Annotated in this window: 18 protein-coding genes and 4 pseudogenes; 12 read left to right on the forward strand and 10 right to left on the reverse strand. The window is 63.0% G+C overall.

Annotated features, from left to right (window positions below; translation table 11 throughout):
• Positions 1 to 11: 11 nt before the first annotated feature.
• The 6 genes from ESZ60_RS15580 to ESZ60_RS15605 all read left to right on the forward strand — a co-directional run bounded on the left by ESZ60_RS15580 (position 12) and on the right by ESZ60_RS15605 (position 6942).
• Positions 12 to 1790: an acyl-CoA dehydrogenase C-terminal domain-containing protein gene (locus ESZ60_RS15580; protein ID WP_134681655.1), complete on the forward strand. Its 1779-nt coding sequence runs from the start codon at positions 12 to 14 to the stop codon at positions 1788 to 1790.
• Between the two features lie 192 nt (positions 1791 to 1982).
• Positions 1983 to 2624 (forward strand): glutathione S-transferase family protein, encoded by a 642-nt coding sequence (locus ESZ60_RS15585; protein ID WP_134681656.1) that lies wholly within the window; start codon positions 1983 to 1985, stop codon positions 2622 to 2624.
• Positions 2621 to 3832: an acetyl-CoA C-acetyltransferase gene (locus ESZ60_RS15590; protein WP_134681657.1), complete on the forward strand. Its 1212-nt coding sequence runs from the start codon at positions 2621 to 2623 to the stop codon at positions 3830 to 3832. The genes ESZ60_RS15585 and ESZ60_RS15590 overlap by 4 nt, the downstream gene beginning before the upstream one ends.
• Positions 3832 to 4329: a cupin domain-containing protein gene (locus tag ESZ60_RS15595; RefSeq protein ID WP_134681658.1), complete on the forward strand. Its 498-nt coding sequence runs from the start codon at positions 3832 to 3834 to the stop codon at positions 4327 to 4329. Before ESZ60_RS15590 ends, ESZ60_RS15595 begins: the two co-directional genes overlap by 1 nt.
• A complete protein-coding gene (locus ESZ60_RS15600; RefSeq protein ID WP_134681659.1) occupies positions 4326 to 6509 on the forward strand; it encodes a 3-hydroxyacyl-CoA dehydrogenase NAD-binding domain-containing protein in 2184 nt (727 codons plus the stop codon). Before ESZ60_RS15595 ends, ESZ60_RS15600 begins: the two co-directional genes overlap by 4 nt.
• 55 nt (positions 6510 to 6564) lie before the next feature.
• Positions 6565 to 6942 (forward strand): GFA family protein, encoded by a 378-nt coding sequence (locus ESZ60_RS15605; RefSeq protein ID WP_134681660.1) that lies wholly within the window; start codon positions 6565 to 6567, stop codon positions 6940 to 6942.
• 3 nt (positions 6943 to 6945) lie between these two features.
• On the opposite strand, the gene ESZ60_RS15610 is transcribed toward ESZ60_RS15605, so the two are convergent.
• Both ESZ60_RS15610 and nth read right to left on the reverse strand, forming a co-directional pair.
• On the reverse strand, positions 6946 to 7953 hold the full coding sequence (locus ESZ60_RS15610) for an adenosine kinase (protein WP_134681661.1): 1008 nt from the start codon (positions 7951 to 7953) through the stop codon (positions 6946 to 6948).
• Positions 7950 to 8618, reverse strand: a complete 669-nt coding sequence (nth, locus tag ESZ60_RS15615; RefSeq protein ID WP_134681662.1) for an endonuclease III — start codon at positions 8616 to 8618, stop codon at positions 7950 to 7952. Before nth ends, ESZ60_RS15610 begins: the two co-directional genes overlap by 4 nt.
• Before the next feature lie 248 nt (positions 8619 to 8866).
• On the opposite strand from nth, the gene ESZ60_RS15620 reads away from it, so the two are divergent.
• Positions 8867 to 9523 (forward strand): YiaD family glycine zipper/OmpA-like lipoprotein, encoded by a 657-nt coding sequence (locus ESZ60_RS15620; RefSeq protein ID WP_134681663.1) that lies wholly within the window; start codon positions 8867 to 8869, stop codon positions 9521 to 9523.
• 137 nt (positions 9524 to 9660) lie between these two features.
• On the opposite strand, the gene ESZ60_RS15625 is transcribed toward ESZ60_RS15620, so the two are convergent.
• The 5 genes from ESZ60_RS15625 to ESZ60_RS15645 form a co-directional block, all read right to left on the reverse strand.
• Positions 9661 to 10215 (reverse strand): F0F1 ATP synthase subunit B, encoded by a 555-nt coding sequence (locus tag ESZ60_RS15625; RefSeq protein WP_134681664.1) that lies wholly within the window; start codon positions 10213 to 10215, stop codon positions 9661 to 9663.
• On the reverse strand, positions 10212 to 10850 hold the full coding sequence (locus tag ESZ60_RS15630; protein WP_134681665.1) for a F0F1 ATP synthase subunit B': 639 nt from the start codon (positions 10848 to 10850) through the stop codon (positions 10212 to 10214). The genes ESZ60_RS15625 and ESZ60_RS15630 overlap by 4 nt, the downstream gene beginning before the upstream one ends.
• A 76-nt stretch (positions 10851 to 10926) precedes the next feature.
• Positions 10927 to 11160 carry a F0F1 ATP synthase subunit C gene (locus ESZ60_RS15635; protein WP_114348568.1) on the reverse strand — a complete coding sequence of 78 codons (234 nt, stop codon included), beginning with the start codon at positions 11158 to 11160 and terminating at the stop codon, positions 10927 to 10929.
• Positions 11161 to 11220: 60 nt separating this feature from the next.
• On the reverse strand, positions 11221 to 11970 hold the full coding sequence (locus ESZ60_RS15640; protein ID WP_134681666.1) for a F0F1 ATP synthase subunit A: 750 nt from the start codon (positions 11968 to 11970) through the stop codon (positions 11221 to 11223).
• Positions 11971 to 11972: 2 nt separating this feature from the next.
• Positions 11973 to 12317 carry an AtpZ/AtpI family protein gene (locus ESZ60_RS15645; RefSeq protein WP_134681667.1) on the reverse strand — a complete coding sequence of 115 codons (345 nt, stop codon included), beginning with the start codon at positions 12315 to 12317 and terminating at the stop codon, positions 11973 to 11975.
• A 188-nt stretch (positions 12318 to 12505) separates the two neighbouring features.
• Between ESZ60_RS15645 and ESZ60_RS15650 the strand changes: the two genes are divergently transcribed.
• On the forward strand, positions 12506 to 12865 hold the full coding sequence (locus ESZ60_RS15650; protein WP_134681668.1) for an ArsR/SmtB family transcription factor: 360 nt from the start codon (positions 12506 to 12508) through the stop codon (positions 12863 to 12865).
• A 2-nt stretch (positions 12866 to 12867) separates the two neighbouring features.
• Here the strand turns inward: ESZ60_RS15650 and ESZ60_RS15655 are convergent, their stop codons facing one another.
• Positions 12868 to 14472: a bifunctional metallophosphatase/5'-nucleotidase gene (locus ESZ60_RS15655; RefSeq protein ID WP_134681669.1), complete on the reverse strand. Its 1605-nt coding sequence runs from the start codon at positions 14470 to 14472 to the stop codon at positions 12868 to 12870.
• A 114-nt stretch (positions 14473 to 14586) separates the two neighbouring features.
• Between ESZ60_RS15655 and ESZ60_RS15660 the strand changes: the two genes are divergently transcribed.
• Positions 14587 to 14919, forward strand: a complete 333-nt coding sequence (locus tag ESZ60_RS15660) for a DUF952 domain-containing protein (protein WP_134681670.1) — start codon at positions 14587 to 14589, stop codon at positions 14917 to 14919.
• Positions 14916 to 15986 (forward strand): quinone-dependent dihydroorotate dehydrogenase, encoded by a 1071-nt coding sequence (locus ESZ60_RS15665; protein WP_134681671.1) that lies wholly within the window; start codon positions 14916 to 14918, stop codon positions 15984 to 15986. Before ESZ60_RS15660 ends, ESZ60_RS15665 begins: the two co-directional genes overlap by 4 nt.
• Before the next feature lie 169 nt (positions 15987 to 16155).
• Here ESZ60_RS15665 and ESZ60_RS21315 read toward each other — a convergent pair.
• Positions 16156 to 16414 (reverse strand): annotated as a pseudogene (locus ESZ60_RS21315) (IS5/IS1182 family transposase); the annotation flags it as partial.
• A gap of 43 nt (positions 16415 to 16457) precedes the next feature.
• Here ESZ60_RS21315 and ESZ60_RS21875 point away from each other — a divergent pair.
• Positions 16458 to 16730, forward strand: a pseudogene (locus ESZ60_RS21875) (transposase); the annotation flags it as partial.
• Between the two features lie 8 nt (positions 16731 to 16738).
• Positions 16739 to 16858: pseudogene (locus ESZ60_RS21320) on the forward strand (transposase); the annotation flags it as partial.
• A gap of 39 nt (positions 16859 to 16897) precedes the next feature.
• Here ESZ60_RS21320 and ESZ60_RS15675 read toward each other — a convergent pair.
• Positions 16898 to 17049 (reverse strand): annotated as a pseudogene (locus ESZ60_RS15675) (IS3 family transposase); the annotation flags it as partial.

Below are 17049 nucleotides of genomic sequence, written 5' to 3' on the forward strand. Positions count from 1 at the left end.
CCGGAGGAAAAATGCCCATTTATGCCGCCCCCCTGCGCGATACCCAATTCGTGCTGCATGACGTGCTCGAGATCTCGCGCCAGGACGTGCCGGGCTATGCCGATCTCGAGCCGGAATTCACCGAAGCCGTGCTGGATGCCGCAGGCAAGCTGGCTTCCGAGGTACTGGCGCCGCTGAATGCCGTGGGCGACCGTCAGGGCTGCCATCTGGAAAATGGCATCGTGCGCACCCCGGAGGGCTTCAAGGACGCCTTCGATCAGATGCGCGAGGGCGGCTGGACCGCGCTCGATTGCGACAGCGCCTATGGCGGTCAGGACATGCCCTATGTCATGGGGCTGGCCGCGGGGGAGTATTTCGTCGCCGCGAACATGGCCTTCAACATGTATCAGGGCCTGACCCATGGCGCCTATTCGGCGATCCATGCCCATGGCTCGGATGCGCAGAAGGACACCTATCTGCCCAAGCTTGTGTCCTGCGAATGGACCGGAACCATGAACCTGACCGAGCCGCATTCCGGCACCGATTTGGGCATGCTGCGCACCAAGGCCGTGCCGCAGGATGATGGCAGCTACGAGATCACCGGGCAGAAGATCTTCATCTCGGCGGGCGATCACGACATGGCCGAGAATGTCATCCATCTGGTCCTCGCCAAGGCCCCCGGCGGCGGCGAGGGGACCAAGGGGATCTCGCTTTTCATCGTGCCGAAATTCCTCGTCAACGAGGATGGCAGCCTTGGCGCGCGCAATGCGGTCAGCGTCGGCAATCTGGAAGAAAAGATGGGGATTCACGGCAATTCGACTTGCGTGATGAATTATGACGGCGCGAAAGGCTGGCTGCTCGGCGACCTGCACAAGGGCATGCGCGCCATGTTCACCATGATGAACGAGGCCCGGATCGGCGTCGGGTTGCAGGGCTATGCCGTGGCCGATGCCGCCTATCAGAATGCCGTCGCCTATGCCCGCTCGCGCCTGCAGGGCCGCGCCATCACGGGCCAGGCAAACCCGACCGGCCCCGCCGATCCGCTTATCGTCCATCCCGATATCCGCCGCAGCCTGATGGAGCAGAAAAGCTTCGTCGAAGGCGCGCGGGCCCTGGCGACCTGGTGCGCCTATCTCGTCGATCGCAGCCACCGGCTCGACGACGCCGAGGCCGAAGGGCTGGTCTCGCTCCTGACGCCGGTGGTCAAGGGCTTCCTGACCGACAAGGGCTTCGAGACCACGGTGCTGGCGCAGCAGGTCTTTGGCGGCCACGGCTATATCGAGGAACAGGGCATGTCGCAATTCGTGCGCGATGCCCGGATCACCATGATCTATGAGGGCGCGAACGGCGTGCAGGCGCTGGACCTCGTCGGGCGCAAGCTCGCCGCCGAGGGCGGCAAGCCGATGATGGGCTTCTTCGACCTCGTCAAGCAGACGATCAAGGAACATGAAAGCGATGAAGAGCTGAAGTCGAGCTTCCTCGACCCGCTCAAGGCGGCCTCGAAGGACCTGCAGGCGGCGGTCATGCTGTTCCTCGAACAGGGCATGAAGAACCCGAATGCGGCGCTGGCAGGCTCCTATGACTTCATGCATCTTTTCGGTCATACCGCGCTGGGGCTCATGTGGGTCCGCATGGCGGCGGCATCGCGGAAATCGCTGCTCGCCAATGCACCCGACCGCGAGTTCCACGAGGCGAAGATCGCCACCGGGCGTTACTATATGGCACGGCAACTGCCCATGACCTCGGCGCATCTGGCCCGCATCCGCAGCGGCGCGGAACCGGTCATGGCCCTGTCCGAAGAGATGTTCTGAAGCGCGTGAATATGCGCCCCGGTCGACCCGCATCCCTGGGGGACAGACGATGCCGGGACCTCCGGGGCGCAACCTCGACGAGTACGGTCGGTGGCAGACCCTACCGCAAGCACAGGGGTAGCAGCCTGCGGTTAAGAAACAACTAATATGACTGATCGCCCAGGCGGCCAGCGAAAATCACAGGAGGAGAAGATGGCGGCAGAGTTACATTGCTTCGGTGAATCGGGACATTCCTACAAGGTCGCACTGATGATGCAGTTGACCGGCTATGACTGGTCGCCGGTATTTGTCGATTTCTTCGGAGGTGCGACCCGCAGTCCGGACTATCGCGCGCTGAACGGCATGGCCGAAGCCCCGGTCTTTATCGAGGGCGACACCCACCTCACCCAGTCCGGCGTCATCCTGCTGCATCTGGCGGAAAAAACCGGGCAGTTCCTCGATGGCGACCGCAATGAAATTTTGCGCTGGCTCTTTTGGGACAATCACAAAGGCTCGGGGCAATTCGGAACTTTGCGCTTCCTGATGAATTTCCTGCCCCCCGAAAAGCGCCCGGCCGAGGTGATCGGCTTCCTGCAAGGGCGCGTGCGCGCGGCGCTGAAAACCCTCGACGCTCATCTGGCGGGGCGCGATTGGCTGGCGGGGGAAAACCCGACCATCGCCGACTTCTCGTGCTGCGGCTACCTTTTCTATGACGAACCCTTCGGCTTCGACCGCGCCGAATGGCCCCATATCGACGGCTGGCTCACGCGCATCGCGGCGCTGCCCGGCTGGAAACACCCCTATGATCTGATGCCCGGAAACCCTGCTGAGCGGGCATCGAAGGAGGACGCATGACCGAAGCCTATATCTATGACGCCGCACGCACCCCGCGCGGCAAGGGCCGCCCCGATGGCAGCCTGCACGAGGTCACCTCGGTCGCTTTGTCAGCCCGCCTGCTGAATGCCGTCAAGGAGCGCAACGGTCTTGAGGGCCATGCCGTCGAGGACGTGATCTGGGGCAATGTCACGCAGGTCAAGGAACAGGGCGGCTGCCTTGCCCGTTCGGCGGTGCTGGCCTCGAACCTCGATCAGTCGATCCCCGGTCTGGCAATCAACCGCTTCTGCGCCTCTGGCATGGAGGCGGTGAACCTTGCCGCGAACCAGGTGAAGGGCGGCGCGGGTCAGGCCTATATCGCAGGCGGGGTCGAGATGATGGGCCGCGTCGCCATGGGCAGCGATGGCGCGGCGATTGCCGTGGATCCCGGTCTGACCTTTGGCACCTATTTCGTGCCGCAGGGCATCTCGGCCGATATCATCGCGACCGAATATGGCTTTAGCCGCGAGGATGCCGATGCGCTGGCCGTCGAATCCCAGCGCCGCGCGGCTGCCGCATGGGCCGAGAACCGCTTCGCGAAATCCATTGTTCCGGTGCTGGATCAGAATGGCCTGACCATTCTGGACCGCGATGAATATATGCGCCCCGGCACCAGCATCGAGGACCTTGCCAAGCTCAAGGCCAGCTTCAAGGAGATGGGCGAGATGATGCCCGGCTTCGACAAGGTGGCGATGCTGAAATACCCGCATCTCGACCATATCGAGCATATCCACCATGCCGGGAACTCGTCGGGCATCGTGGACGGGGCCGCCGCCGTGCTGATCGGCAATGCGGAATTCGGCAAGGCCCATGGCCTGAAGCCGCGCGCCCGCATCCGCGCCACCGCCAAGATCGGCACCGACCCGACGATCATGCTGACCGGCCCGGTTCCGGTGACCGAGAAGATCCTGCACGACAGCGGCATGGCGATCAGCGACATTGACCTTTTCGAGGTCAACGAAGCCTTCGCCTCGGTCGTACTGCGCTTTCAGCAGGCGTTTCAGGTCGATCCCAGCGTCGTCAACGTCAATGGCGGCTCGATTGCGATGGGCCACCCCTTGGGCGCGACGGGAGCAATCATCATCGGCACGCTCTTGGACGAGCTGGAGCGTCAGGACAAAACCATCGGCCTTGCCACCTTGTGCATCGCCTCGGGCATGGGTGCGGCCACGATCATCGAGAGGGTGTGATGCCAAAACTCGACCTCGCGACGGCCCCGGTCAAACGTGGGTCAATCTATCCCGAGCCCTATGCCAGCCAGATGGCCGGGCGCTCGTCCCTGCGCTTGGGCGAAATGGCGGGGCTGACCCAATTCGGGGTCAACCTCGTCATGCTCGAGCCCGGCGCGGTCGCCTCGCTGCGCCATTGGCACCTGCGCGAGGATGAATTCGCCATCGTCCTTTCCGGGGCGCTGATCCTGATCGAGGATGCGGGCGAGACGCCCATGGGTCCGGGCGATTGCGCCGCTTGGAAAGCGGGCGAGGCGAATGGGCATCGCTTCGTCAACCGCACCGATGCGCAGGCAAGCTTCCTCGTCATCGGCTCCAAAGACCCTGACGAGGTCTGCACCTATTCCGATGTGGACCTGAAATTACTGCTGACGGGCGGCAAGCCCCGCTTCACCTACCATGACGGCAGCGAATGGACCGAGCCTCGCGACCTCGCGCCGAAGGGAGAGACAGAATGACCGATTTCACCATGAAAAAGGACGCCGATGGCGTCGCCCTCATCACTTGGGACGCCGAGGCCAAGTCGATGAACGTGCTGACCATGGAGGGGGCTGCGGAACTCAGCGCCCTGATCGACGAGGCGCTGGCGGATGCCAGCGTGAAGGGCGTGGTCCTGACCTCGGGCAAGAAGGATTTCGCCGGGGGAATGGATCTGAACGTCATTGCCGGCATGAAGGCGGGCGGCGCGCAGGGTGTGTTCGACGGCGTGATGGGGCTGCATCATCTGCTGCGCAAGATCGAGCTTGCCGGCATGGATGCCAAGACGAAAAAGGGCGGCAAGCCCATCGCCACCGCCCTGCCCGGCACCGCTTTGGGGATCGGGCTGGAACTTCCGCTGGCCACGCATCGCATCTTTGCCGCCGACAATCCGAAGGCCAAGATCGGCCTGCCGGAAATCATGGTCGGCATTTTCCCCGGCGGCGGTGGTACGACGCGGCTGACGCGCAAACTCGGCGCGATGATGGCGGCACCGTTCCTGCTGGAAGGAAAGCTTTCCGACCCGACGAAGGCCAAGGCGGCGGGGCTGATCGACGAGGTCGTGGCCGATCCGGTCGCTGCCGCCCGCGAATGGGTGCTGAAAGCCACGGATGCCGATCTGGTCAAGCCGTGGGATGCCAAGGGCTACAAAATGCCCGGCGGCGAACCCTATCACCCGGCCGGTTTCATGACCTTTGTCGGGGCCTCGGCCATGGTGCATGGCAAGACCATGGGCGTCTATCCGGCGGCGAAAGCCCTGCTTTCGGCGGTCTATGAGGGCGCGCTCGTGCCCTTCGACACCGCGCTGAAGATCGAGGCGCGCTGGTTCACCAATCTCTTGATGAACCCCAGTTCCTCGGCGATGATCCGCAGCCTTTTCATCAACAAGGAGGCGCTGGAGAAAGGCGCGAACCGCCCCGAGGCCCCCGACCAGACGGTGAAAAAACTCGGCATCCTCGGCGCGGGCATGATGGGCGCGGGCATTGCCTATGTCTCGGCCATGGCCGGGATCGAGGTCGTGCTGATCGACAATGCGCAGGACGCTGCCGAACGCGGCAAAGCCTATTCGACGGGCTTGCTCGACAAGGCGATCTCGCGCCGGAAATCGACCGAGGAGAAAAAGGCGGAAGTTCTCGCCCGCATCACGGCGACAACCGATTACGCCGCGCTGCAAGGCTGCGATCTGATCGTCGAGGCGGTTTTCGAGGACCCCACCGTCAAGGCCGATGTCACCAAACGCGCCGAGGCCGTCATCCCCGGGGATGCGATCTTTGCCACCAATACCTCGACCCTGCCGATCTCGGGCCTCGCGAAAGCCAGTGCCCGCCCCGAGCAGTTCATCGGCATCCATTTCTTCTCGCCCGTGGATAAGATGCTTCTGGTCGAGATCATCAAGGGCAAGGAGACCGGTCCCCGCGCCGTTGCCAAGGCGCTGGATTTCGTCCGCCAGATCAGGAAGACCCCCATCGTCGTCAATGACGCGCGCTTCTTCTACGCCAACCGCTGCATCATCCCCTATATCAACGAGGGCATTCGCATGGTAGCCGAGGGCGTCAGCCCGGTGCTGATCGAGAATGCCGCCAAGATGATGGGGATGCCACTGGGCCCGCTGCAATTGGTCGACGAAACCTCGATTGATCTCGGCGTGAAGATCGCCAAGGCGACCCGCGCGGCGATGGGCGATGCCTATCCCGATGGCGCAATCGATGAGGTCATCTTCAAGCTCGCCGATGCGGGTCGTCTGGGGCGCAAGGCCAAAGCGGGTTTCTATGACTATGACGAGGCGGGCAAGCGTCAGGGCCTGTGGTCGGGCATCGCTGATGCATGGCCCGAGGCCGAGACCCAGCCGGACCTGACCGAGATCCAGCACCGCCTGATGTTCATTCAATCGCTCGAAGCCGTCCGCGCATTGGAGGAAGGCGTCCTCGAAGACATCCGCGAAGGCGATGTCGGCGCGATCCTTGGCTGGGGCTTTGCGCCTTGGTCGGGCGGCCCGTTCAGTTGGCTCGACATCATGGGTGCAGAGCGCGCGGCAGCGATCTCGGGTGATCTTGCCGCAAAATTCGGGCCGCGCTTCGCCGTGCCGAAGCTTCTGAGCGACATGGTGGCCAAGGGCGAAAGCTTCTATGGCCCCGAGGGCGCGGCCCACAAAGCCGCCTGACGACATGATAAAAGGGGCCGGGGAAAGCCGGCCCTTTTTGCAATCGGAGGATGGGATGGATCAGGTCAGCGGCGGCTGTCTTTGCGGCAGCGTCAGGATCACGGCCAAAGGCCAGCCGCATCGCGTCGGCCTTTGCCATTGCCTTGATTGCCGGAAGCATGGCGGCGCACCTTTCGCGGCGCTTGCTATTTTCCCGCGCGATGCGGTCAGCATCCAGGGCGAAACCCGCGCCTATCAGGGGCGGCATTTCTGCCCGGATTGTGGCTCGACGGTCTTCGGCGTCTCAGAGGACGAGGTCGAAATCGCCCTCGGCAGTTTCGACGCGCCGGATCTTTTTGCGCCAAGCTATGAGCTTTGGACGATCCGGCGCGAAAGCTGGCTGCCGGATCTCGGTCTGCGGCAATATCCCCGCAACCGAGACCCGGCAGACTAGGGGTCAGATCAGACCTTCGGCGCGGAAGGCAGCCCTGAGGTCGCTTTCGGGACGCGCGCCGACATGGGAGATGACCTCGGCGGCGGCAATGCAGCCCATCCGGCCCGCGACCGCCAGCGGCGCGCCGGTCGCAAGGCCGTAGATCAGCCCGGCGGCGAATTGGTCCCCTGCCCCGGTCGCATCGACTGGCACGATCTTGTTCACCGGCGCGGTCACGCGCTCATCGCCACGGATCAGAATGGCGTCCTCGCCCGAACAGGTGCAGATCACCGTGCCGCAATCGGCGGATGCCAGACGCAGCGCCTCGTCGAGATCGGTGACCTGATAGAGCGAGGTCCATTCATGGACATTGCCGATCACATAATCCATCGGCCCGGCGACGAGGCGGCGGAAGCCCTCGCGGTGGCGATCGACGCAGAACGGGTCCGAAAGCGCGATCCCGGCCTGCCCCCCCGCCTTGTGGCAGGCCTCGGCCGCCTTGAGAAAGGCCGCTTTGCCCATGTCCTTGTCGAAGAGATAGCCTTCGAGGAAGAGCCAATCCGCTCCGCTGAAGGTGGCGGGGTTCACGTCCTCGGCGCCAAGCTCGGCCGAGATCCCCAGATAGGTGTTCATCGACCGCTCGCCATCCGGCGTCACGAAGATGATCGAGCGCGACGTCGGCTGCACCTCGCCCGCGACGGGCGGATTGACGAAGACCGTGCCCGAGGCCTCGGTCTGCTCGGCATAGGATAGGCCCAGAGGATCGCCCGCGACGCGACCGATAAAGGCCGTGCGCAGGCCCATCATGCCGATGCCTGCCAGCGTATTCGCCACCGAGCCGCCAGGGACCAGACGCGCCTTCTGCGCCTCGGCATCGGCGGATTGCGCCGCCATCAGGAATTCCGAGCGCTCACGGTCGATCAGCTGCATGATCCCCTTTTCGATGCCGAGACGGCCAAGGCTCGCATCAGAGGTGGGCGCGATCACATCCATGATCGCATTGCCGATCCCGATCACATAAGGGGTCGTCATTCGGTTTTCTCCTCAAAGGGGCAGAGGTCTTCGATGGGGCAGATCTTGCAACGCGGGCGGCGGGCCTGACAGATATAGCGGCCATGCAGGATCAGCCAGTGATGACAGTTTTGCTGGAACATGACGGGGATATTGTCCTCGATGGCACGTTCCACGGCATCGACATCGCGGCCCGGCGCAATCCGGGTGCGGTTGCCGACGCGGAAGATATGGGTATCCACCGCCTGGGCCGGAAAGTTGAAGGTGCTGTTCAGCACGACATTCGCGGTCTTGCGCCCGACACCCGGCAGCGACATTAGCGCGGCGCGCGATTGCGGCACCTCGCCGCCGAACTCATCGACCAGCCGCTGCGACAGCGCGATGACATTCTTGGCCTTTTGCCGGTAGAGGCCGATGGTCTTGATTTCCTCGGTCAGCGCCTCGAGGCCCAGATCCAACATTTGCCGGGGTGTGGTGACCTTGCGAAACAGATTCTTCGTCGCCTTGTTCACACCCACATCCGTCGATTGCGCGGACATCGCGACGGCGACAAGCAGGGTGAAGGCGTTGACATATTCAAGCTCGGTCACCGGAGACGGGTTCGCCTCGCGGAAACGCGAAAATATCTCGACCTGCGTGCCATAGGGCAAGGCAGCGGGGGTTCTGGAAGCGGGTGAGCGGGCCATGAAGATGAGATGCCCCGCTCAGCCGCGCAGTGCAAGCATCCGCACCCGAAACGCTGCGCGAAAAGCGGTCCTACACGCGGAACACACACGGAATTGTCACGCATTCCTGTGGAGTTGCCCCGGAACCCGTGCCATGTTCACCTCGTTTGGGCATCAGCGCCGGTCTTGGCAAAAAATCAATGGCAGGATCGGCACCGTCGTTTGGACAGGCGACGTTCGATCGCCCCAGAAGGAAAGGCATAACGAAAATGAACACCCGCTTCTCTCTGCTGCTCGCCACGACCGGCCTGCTTGCACTTGGCGCCTGTGCGACCACCACCGATCCCTATGGCAACCCGACCACCGGCGGCATGAGCAAGGCGCAGCAGGGCGCGCTCGCCGGCGCGGTCGTGGGCGGCCTGGTCGGTGCTGGCGAAAGCAGGGAAAACGCGATCAAGGGCGCAGTCATCGGTGCGACCGCCGGTGCTGTCGGCGGCTCGATCCTTGACCAGCAGCAGAAGGCACTTCAGCAATCGCTGAACAACCCGAACATCCAGATTGTCAACAATGGCACCTACCTGACCGTTGTCATGCCGGAATCGACGCTCTTCGCGACGGATTCGGCGGCCGTGGGCGCACAGGGGCAGAATGATCTCTACACGATCGCGCGCAACCTGAACCAGTATCCCAACAGCCGGGTGCAGGTCGTCGGCCATACCGACAGCACCGGGTCTGCGGCCTATAACCAGGATCTTTCCGAGCGTCGCGCGCGTTCCGTCGCGGGCCTGCTGTCGGCGGGCGGCGTTTCCACCAACCGCCTCAGCACCTCGGGACGCGGCGCTTCGGCCCCAGTCGCCTCGAATGACAGCGCATCTGGTCGTGCGCAGAACCGCCGCGTCGAGATCCTCATCATCCCCAACCGCTGACGCGGCACGAGGAATACATTCGGGAAGGGCCGGCCCGTGCCGGCCCTTTTGCTTTCCGGACATAGGAAAAACCCCGGATGTTTCCATCCGGGGTCAGATCGCAGTCCCTTGGGTCGTTGGCCGACCCTTCGCGTTCGTTAGTTCAGGCGCAGGGCGACGTCGTCGATCGCCTTGTCGATGCCCGCGCTGCGCTCGGAAGCAGTTGCCTGCTTGCCGAGAACTTCGGTCGCAGCCGCGATGGCCGTCTGGATCGCACGGTCACGCACGGCACGAACCGCATCACCCTCGGCGCTGGAGATCTGATCTTCGGCCGCCTGCAGGCGACGTGCGATCGAGACTTTCAGCGCGTTCTTGGCCTTTTCGGCCTCGAGGGTCGCTTCGCGTTTCGCATTGGCGACGATATCGGCCGCCTGCGATTTCACTTCGCGCTGGCGGCGCTCGTAGCTCGCATAGATCTCCTGGGCTTCCTCGCGCAGGCGACGGGCCTCGGCCAGATCATTGCGGATACCTTCGGCGCGCTTGTCCAGCAACCCGCCGACCAGTTGCGGAACCTTGTAGTAGACAAGGATCGCAAGGAACAACAGGAAGGCCAGAGTGACGACGAAATCCGTGTTCCGCAGCGAGAAGAACGGACCCGAAGCCGCAAAGGCCGGGCTGGCCAGCAGGACGAAAAGAAGGCTCAGACGTTTCATTGCAGCGCCCCCTTCAGTCGCTGATCGACGGCTTCGTTGATCAGGTTCTGGTCTGCCTTGCCACCGAAGTTCTGCACCAGAGCCTCGGTCACATCGCGCGCGACGCTGCGTGCATCCTCGGCCGCAGAGGCCCGGATCTCGCCGATGCGTTTCTCGGATTCGGCGGCGCGCGCCGCGATTTCCGCATCCGCATGAGCGATTGCAGCGTCCAGTTCCTTCTGGATCTCGGCCTTGTTGGCGGCGATGATCTTGTTCGCTTCGGCCCGGGCATCCGCGAGCGCCTTGTCATAGGCGGCCTCGGCGTCCTTGGCTTTCTGCTTGAACTCTTCGGCCGCCATGAGATCGCCGGTGATGGCGCCCTGACGGTCGGAGATGACCCCACCGATGCGCGGCAGAGCCACGCGCGACAGGACCCAGTAGATCACGGCCAGCACGACCAGCAGCCAGAAGATCTGGTTGCCGAAGGTGCTGATATCCAGTTGCGGCATGCCGGCGCTGCTTGCGCCATGCGCCGCATCGGCTGCGACATGGGCCGCATCAGCACCGTGCGCCGCCGCTTGGGCGGTCTCGGTGTGGACCACCGTTTCTGAGTGTTCGACCACGACAGGCGCGGTCTGTTGCAACAGGCTGAACATTTCCTACCCCATGCCGGTCGTTTCACAATCGGGTGGGCGCCTCACGCCCCCACCCAACCGCAAGGAAGGCAAAGGATCAGACTGCGAACAGCAGAAGCAGAGCGACCAGGAACGAGAAGATGCCCAGAGCTTCGGCGAAGGCCATGCCGATGAACAGCGTGGCGGTTTGCGAAGCAGCGGCCGACGGGTTACGCAGAGCGCCGGCGAGGTAGTTGCCAGCAACATTGCCCACACCCATGGCTGCGCCGGCCATACCGATGCAAGCCAGACCGGCGCCGAGGTACTGTCCCAGTTGACCCAGATTTTCCATATTCATGCTCCTTGAGGCTTTGGAAAGGGTTTCAAGTTTCTGACTTTGCAGACCCGGCGCTTAGTGCGCCGGATGCAGGGCGTCTTTCAGATAGACGCAGGTCAGGATGGTGAAAACATAGGCCTGGATCAGTGCGACGAGCACCTCGAGGCCATACATTGCGGTGATCGCGACGATCGAGACCGGGGCAATGGCGGCGACAGCGGCAAAGGCGGCAAAGACCTTGATCACCGCGTGGCCGGCCATGACGTTGCCCGCAAGTCGGATCGAGTGGCTGACCGGACGCACGAAATACGAGATCAGTTCGATGACGGCGAGAACCGGACGCAGCGCCAGCGGGGCCGAGCTGACCCAGAACAGGCCGAGGAAATGCGAACCGTTCTTGACGAAGCCCAGAACCGTGACGCCAACGAAGACCAGCAGCGCGAGCGTGGCGGTCACCGCGATATGCGAGGTCGACGAGAAGGATTTCGGCAGCAAGGCGAGGAAGTTCGCGAACAGGATGAAGCAGAACAGCGTCATCACGTAGGGGAAATACTTCAGCCCGTCCTTGCCGGTGACATCCTCGACCATTTTGCGGACCATGCCGTAGAGCAGTTCCGCGATCGACTGGATGCGGTTCGGGATGATGGCGCGGCCGCGGGTCCCGAAGACCAGCAGGCCGATGATGCACAGCGCGACCAGACCCATCCACAGCGTGGCGTTGGTGGGCGTGTACCAATGCACCTCAGTGCCGCCGAACAGCGGCTTGACGATGAACTGGTCCATCGGGTGGAAAGTCAGACCTTCACTGTGTTGTTCTGTCGCCATCGTCATTTGCCCTCGTCGTCGCTGGGTTGCCCCGGCTCCTTGCCTATCTCTTTCGCCGTCCGCATCATCGTCTTGATGCCCGCCACGAGGCCGAGCAGCACGAAGACGACCATCAGGAACGGCGTCGTGCCGAACACATAGTCCAGCCCAAATCCGATCCCGAACCCGATGCCCAATCCGGCCACGAGTTCGGTCACCATGCGCCAAGCCATATTGGCCTGACTGAAATGTTCCTCTCCGCGCGAGCTTTGCTCTTCTACAGCCTTGTCGCCCAATTTGGCTTCCAGCTGGCGCAAGCGCTCGGCGTCACGGGCGCGCGCAAGGTCATGGTCGTTATCCTCGGCCATGGTTTCACACCCCCGTTATCGGTTTGGCGTGGTGATAGGTGCTGGCAGGCCTCAAGTCAAGCAATGAGGGATATTTCATAAGCCATTGTATTGACTTGATTTAGCGTCATCATGATTTGCGAGTCCGCAAGGCTTGCGGCCCGCAGGCGCAAAGGCCAATATTCAACCCGACAGTTAAGTAATCTTTGATGGCCCTTCAGAACCCCAGTCTCGACATGATTTTCGCCGCGCTGGCCGATCCGACGCGGCGCACGATCCTTGGCATGTTGCTCGAGGATGACATGGCGGTGACGGATGTGGCCGCGCCTTTCGAGGTCAGCCTGGCTGCGATCTCGAAGCACCTTGCCGTGCTGGTCACGGCGGGACTGATCCGCCAAGAGCGGCGGGGGCGGATCATCTGGTGCAAGCTGGAGCCCGAGGGGCTGCGCAGCGCCTCGGTCTGGATGCAGGGCTTCGGCCAGTTCGAGCCGGTCGATCTCGACGATTTCGAACGTTTCTTACTCGCAGAACTCGAGGCTGCCCGGGCCGAGAGCGACGAGCAGCCCTGAGATCACTTCACGGTAATGCGCCCGTCCAGCTTGGGTGCAAAACCCGGTCCGACCTTGATGAGATACTCGGCCAGCACATCGGCCAAATCGGGGCCGAAATCATAGGCCGCAGTCGCATTGGTCGCAAAGATCTTGTAGCCGTCGCCACCCGCGCGCATGTAATTGTTAGAGACGACCCCATAGGTCGCAGCCGGGTCGATCGGCTTCCAACCCTGCCCGTCCCGGACCTGAACATCGGAGATGCGCTTGCCGGTTTCAGCCTTGGGATCGACGGTGTATTTCAACCCTGCAACCTGCGCAAAGCGTCCGGCCTTGTCGTCATATTGGCTCGCGCCATTCTCAAGCGCGGTGACAATATCCTCCCCCTTCAGTTGAAAGGTCGAGAGGGTGTTCTGGAAAGGCAGCACCGAAAGGACCTCGCCCATCGTCACCGGTCCCGCATCGATCGAGGCCCGCAGCCCTCCGCCATTGGCAATGGCGATGCTGACGCCCTGATCCTTCACGCGCGCCAGCATGGCATCGGCGACGACCACGCCCATCTCGCATTCCTTCTGGCGGCAGGTCTCGCGCGAGCCGTCGATGGGGGCGCTGGTCTCGGCCACGAGCTTTTGCTTCAGCGCCTCGATGGGCGCAGCCATTTCCTTGACGCGGGCTGCAATCGCCTCGTTTTCGGGGATCGAACTATCCAGCAGGATCGGCTGCCCCTCGGCCTTGGTGACTTGGCCGTCCTCGTCGAAGGTAAGCGTCAGATGGCCGAGATATTTGCCATAGGCATAGGCCGTGGCGATCGGGACATCCTTGCCGCCGGGATCCTTGACAAGGGTCGGATAGGGGCCCTCGGCCCCTTCCATCCCGCCCAGCAGCGTATGGCTATGCCCGCCGATCAGGGCGTCGAGCCCCTCGACGGCGGCAACGATCTCCTGATCGCGCCTGTAGCCTTCATGGGTCAGGGCAATGATCTTGCTCACGCCCGCCTCGGTCAGCTCTGCGACATCGGCACGGACGCTTTCAAGGTCGTCCTGAAATATGACCTTGTCGCCCGGAGATGCCGTCTCCGGCGTATCCATCGCCAAGGCCGAGACGATACCTATTTTCTGCCCACCGATCTCCAATATCAGCTTGTCCCCGACCTTGCCCCTGAGCTCGGGCGATTGCGACAGGTCGAGGTTTCCCGAAATGACGGGGAACCGGGCTCCGTCGGCCAGGATCTGCAGCCCGGTCGGGCCGTCGTCGAATTCATGGTTCCCAACGGCCATCGCATCGAAGCCGATGGCGTTCATGAACTCGACCGTGTCCCGGCCCTTGTAGGTCGTATAGAACAGGCTGCCCTGATACTGGTCGCCCGCATCCAGGACGATGACGTTCTGCCCCTCGGATTTCAGCCTGTCGCGCAGATCGCCAATCGCGGTCGCCAGCCTCGCGATACCGCCGAAACACTCGTTCTTGGCCAGCGTCTCGGAATCGCAGGTGGCATCGTATTTGTTGATCGCCTCGATCCGGCTGTGAAAATCATTGATATGCAATATATGCAGCGTGTAATCCGCCTGCGCCGCGCCTGCTCCGAATGCCAGAGCCGAAACAGCCACCGAAAGCCCAAATCGTGTCATCCGCTCTCACCATCCCATGGTTGGACGGGGTGAGCTTCGAGCACCGGGCGCAATGCGTCAACCACGGCGTGCTTCGCGCTTGACGCCGAGACGGACCGCGCGCATGAACCAGCCATGCTGATCTATAAAGTTCTCCGCGCCTCGGAATACGAGGCATTCTGCCGCGATGGTCGCAGCCTCGGTGCCCCCATCGACCTGACGGATGGCTATATTCACCTCTCGACGGCCAAACAGCTGACCGGCACGCTCGCAAAGCATTTCGCGGGCGAGGACGGGCTGCATCTGCTGGCATTGGAAAGCGAGAGGCTCGAGCCGCTGCAATGGGAGCCCTCGCGCGGTGGCGATCTTTTCCCGCATCTCTACCGCGAATTGCTGGCCGCCGACGTGATATGGTCGCGGCCCATCGCCTGCGGACCTCTGGGGCATGATATCGGAGAGCTCGAATGAACCTTGTCGAACGCATCGGCCTTGCGACCTTGCATCGCATCGACCCGGAAAGATCGCATGATCTTTCCATCATGGCGCTCGAGCGCGGTCTTGTTCCACTGCCCGGCAGGCCCCATACATCCGAGCGTCTGAAGTCGCGTCTTGCTGGCCTGGACCTGGCGAACCCGGTCGGGCTCGCCGCCGGTTATGACAAGAACGCCCGCGTCATACCTGCCCTCATGCGGGCCGGTTTCGGTTTTATCGAGGTCGGTGCCGCCACCCCGCGCCCGCAACCGGGCAATCCCAAGCCCCGGCTGTTCCGGCTCAGCGCGGATCGCGCGATCATCAACCGCTTCGGCTTCAACAACGAAGGCGCAGAGGCGATCGCGGCCCGCATGAGCCGCCGCCCGAATACCTATCCGGCGGGCATTCCCGTCGGCCTGAACATAGGCGCGAACAAGGACAGCCAGGACAAGAGCCGGGACTTCGCCGCAGTGGTGCGTGTCGCGGGTGAAAGCGCCGATTTCCTGACGGTGAATGTCTCTTCGCCAAATACCGAGAAGCTGCGCGACCTTCAGGGTGCCACGGCACTGGCGGCATTGCTGGCTGGTGTCATCGCCACCCGCGATGCGCTTACGCGCAGGCCGCCCGTCTTCGTCAAGATCGCGCCCGATCTGGACGATGCGGCTTTGCGCGAGATCGCGGCAGTCGCCCTCGATACCGGCGTTGACGGCATTATTGCAACCAATACGACGCTCTCGCGGGACGGTATCACCTCGCCACATGCGACCGAAACCGGAGGGTTGTCGGGCGCGCCCCTGATGCAGCGCGCCACCCGGATTCTGGCGCGGCTCAGCCAGCAGATCGACGGCAGGCTGCCGATCATCGGCGTCGGCGGGATTTCCTCGGCCGAGGACGCCTGGCAAAAACTGCGCGCGGGGGCCTCGGCGGTCCAGATCTATTCCGCGCTGATCTATCAGGGCTTCTCGATGGCCGATCGCGTAGCGAAAGAGCTCGATGAGCGCCTCGAGCGGGAGCGGATGGTGCTTGCCGAATTGATCGGAAGCGGAAGGCAGGACTGGCTCTGATTGGCATGCCGCTGAAGCAGGCCCGAGCCCGAGTGCTTTCCCGTCATCAGGGCCGGGTCGCTAGATTTCGGTGCCTGACGGCGGATGTGACTCGGGCGTCTGTCTGCGGGCTTCTTCTCCATGCAATCACCGACCGAGCCAGTCTGGCGAGCTGTGCTGGCGGCTATTGTCAGAACCACCGCGACCGAACACCTTCGACGCCGTGATACATGGTCTGAGCCATGCCGCCGAGGGTTTTTGCCCTACCGAACGCTTCCTCAATTTTCGGTCGGTGCCTCTGGGATTTGGGTCAAGCTACATGCCGGGTGGTTCGGCCATCGTTTGCTGACCTCGTGCTCTCTGATCGCCCTGCGGCGTGACGCAAGCCTGCCGCAGGGCGGAAACGAACCACCTGAGTTATGACCCTTGTCGGCGCCCAGCGTCAGCCGCCAGAAAAATTTCCGTGGCGGTGGGATTTACGGGGCATCTGGTGGCTCTTCGACGAAGGTGCTGAAGGGCCAGGACGGCGACTTCCCCTGGCCGTGCCCGCGACCGCGACGGTAGCTTCGAGCCGGCACTGGTGAAGAAGGATCAGACCTGGATCGACGGCATGGATGAGAAGAGTTCGCCATGGAAGCCGCCACCGGTTCGAGACCCATGGCGGATGGCCTTTAGGCGGCCGGTTTGACGGTGCGTGACATCCAGGCGAATCTGCTTGATCTCTATGTCCTGAAGGTCTCGCCCGACCTGATCAGCCGCGCCACCGGATGCCCCTGCGGGTGAAGATTCGTGATGCCGATAGCCGGATGGTCAAGAACACAGCCGTCTACGCGGCGCTCGGCGTGACCCGCGACGGCCTGCGCGAGGGTCTGGGTCTGTGGATCTTCGAGAGTGGGATAACGAACTTGACCTGCCCCCCGGTCGTCCCTCGTTCATAACGAGAGTCCTTGGGGTTGATAGTGGTCGGTTTCCGGTGTGGCAAGCGCGCCGGGCGCGTTGCCATCAAGTAGCTCAAGCGTCCGGGGCGCTTCTGCTGGTGTTCTGTTCCCCAGCGAGGAATGCGGCCTGACGTTGTTGTAGTCGT

It is taken from the genome of Paracoccus ravus (assembly GCF_004522175.1).
Taxonomy (GTDB): domain Bacteria; phylum Pseudomonadota; class Alphaproteobacteria; order Rhodobacterales; family Rhodobacteraceae; genus Paracoccus; species Paracoccus ravus.

Bases quoted from the DNA above. Each gene is read 5' to 3' on its own strand.
- ESZ60_RS15580 (WP_134681655.1), top strand. From the start codon at position 12: ATGCCCATTTATGCCGCCCCCCTGCGCGATACCCAATTCGTGCTGCAT.
- ESZ60_RS15585 (WP_134681656.1), top strand. From the start codon at position 1,983: ATGGCGGCAGAGTTACATTGCTTCGGTGAATCGGGACATTCCTACAAG.
- ESZ60_RS15590 (WP_134681657.1), top strand. From the start codon at position 2,621: ATGACCGAAGCCTATATCTATGACGCCGCACGCACCCCGCGCGGCAAG.
- ESZ60_RS15595 (WP_134681658.1), top strand. From the start codon at position 3,832: ATGCCAAAACTCGACCTCGCGACGGCCCCGGTCAAACGTGGGTCAATC.
- ESZ60_RS15600 (WP_134681659.1), top strand. From the start codon at position 4,326: ATGACCGATTTCACCATGAAAAAGGACGCCGATGGCGTCGCCCTCATC.
- ESZ60_RS15605 (WP_134681660.1), top strand. From the start codon at position 6,565: ATGGATCAGGTCAGCGGCGGCTGTCTTTGCGGCAGCGTCAGGATCACG.
- ESZ60_RS15610 (WP_134681661.1), bottom strand. From the start codon at position 7,953: ATGACGACCCCTTATGTGATCGGGATCGGCAATGCGATCATGGATGTG.
- nth (WP_134681662.1), bottom strand. From the start codon at position 8,618: ATGGCCCGCTCACCCGCTTCCAGAACCCCCGCTGCCTTGCCCTATGGC.
- ESZ60_RS15620 (WP_134681663.1), top strand. From the start codon at position 8,867: ATGAACACCCGCTTCTCTCTGCTGCTCGCCACGACCGGCCTGCTTGCA.
- ESZ60_RS15625 (WP_134681664.1), bottom strand. From the start codon at position 10,215: ATGAAACGTCTGAGCCTTCTTTTCGTCCTGCTGGCCAGCCCGGCCTTT.
- ESZ60_RS15630 (WP_134681665.1), bottom strand. From the start codon at position 10,850: ATGTTCAGCCTGTTGCAACAGACCGCGCCTGTCGTGGTCGAACACTCA.
- ESZ60_RS15635 (WP_114348568.1), bottom strand. From the start codon at position 11,160: ATGGAAAATCTGGGTCAACTGGGACAGTACCTCGGCGCCGGTCTGGCT.
- ESZ60_RS15640 (WP_134681666.1), bottom strand. From the start codon at position 11,970: ATGGCGACAGAACAACACAGTGAAGGTCTGACTTTCCACCCGATGGAC.
- ESZ60_RS15645 (WP_134681667.1), bottom strand. From the start codon at position 12,317: ATGGCCGAGGATAACGACCATGACCTTGCGCGCGCCCGTGACGCCGAG.
- ESZ60_RS15650 (WP_134681668.1), top strand. From the start codon at position 12,506: ATGGCCCTTCAGAACCCCAGTCTCGACATGATTTTCGCCGCGCTGGCC.
- ESZ60_RS15655 (WP_134681669.1), bottom strand. From the start codon at position 14,472: ATGACACGATTTGGGCTTTCGGTGGCTGTTTCGGCTCTGGCATTCGGA.
- ESZ60_RS15660 (WP_134681670.1), top strand. From the start codon at position 14,587: ATGCTGATCTATAAAGTTCTCCGCGCCTCGGAATACGAGGCATTCTGC.
- ESZ60_RS15665 (WP_134681671.1), top strand. From the start codon at position 14,916: ATGAACCTTGTCGAACGCATCGGCCTTGCGACCTTGCATCGCATCGAC.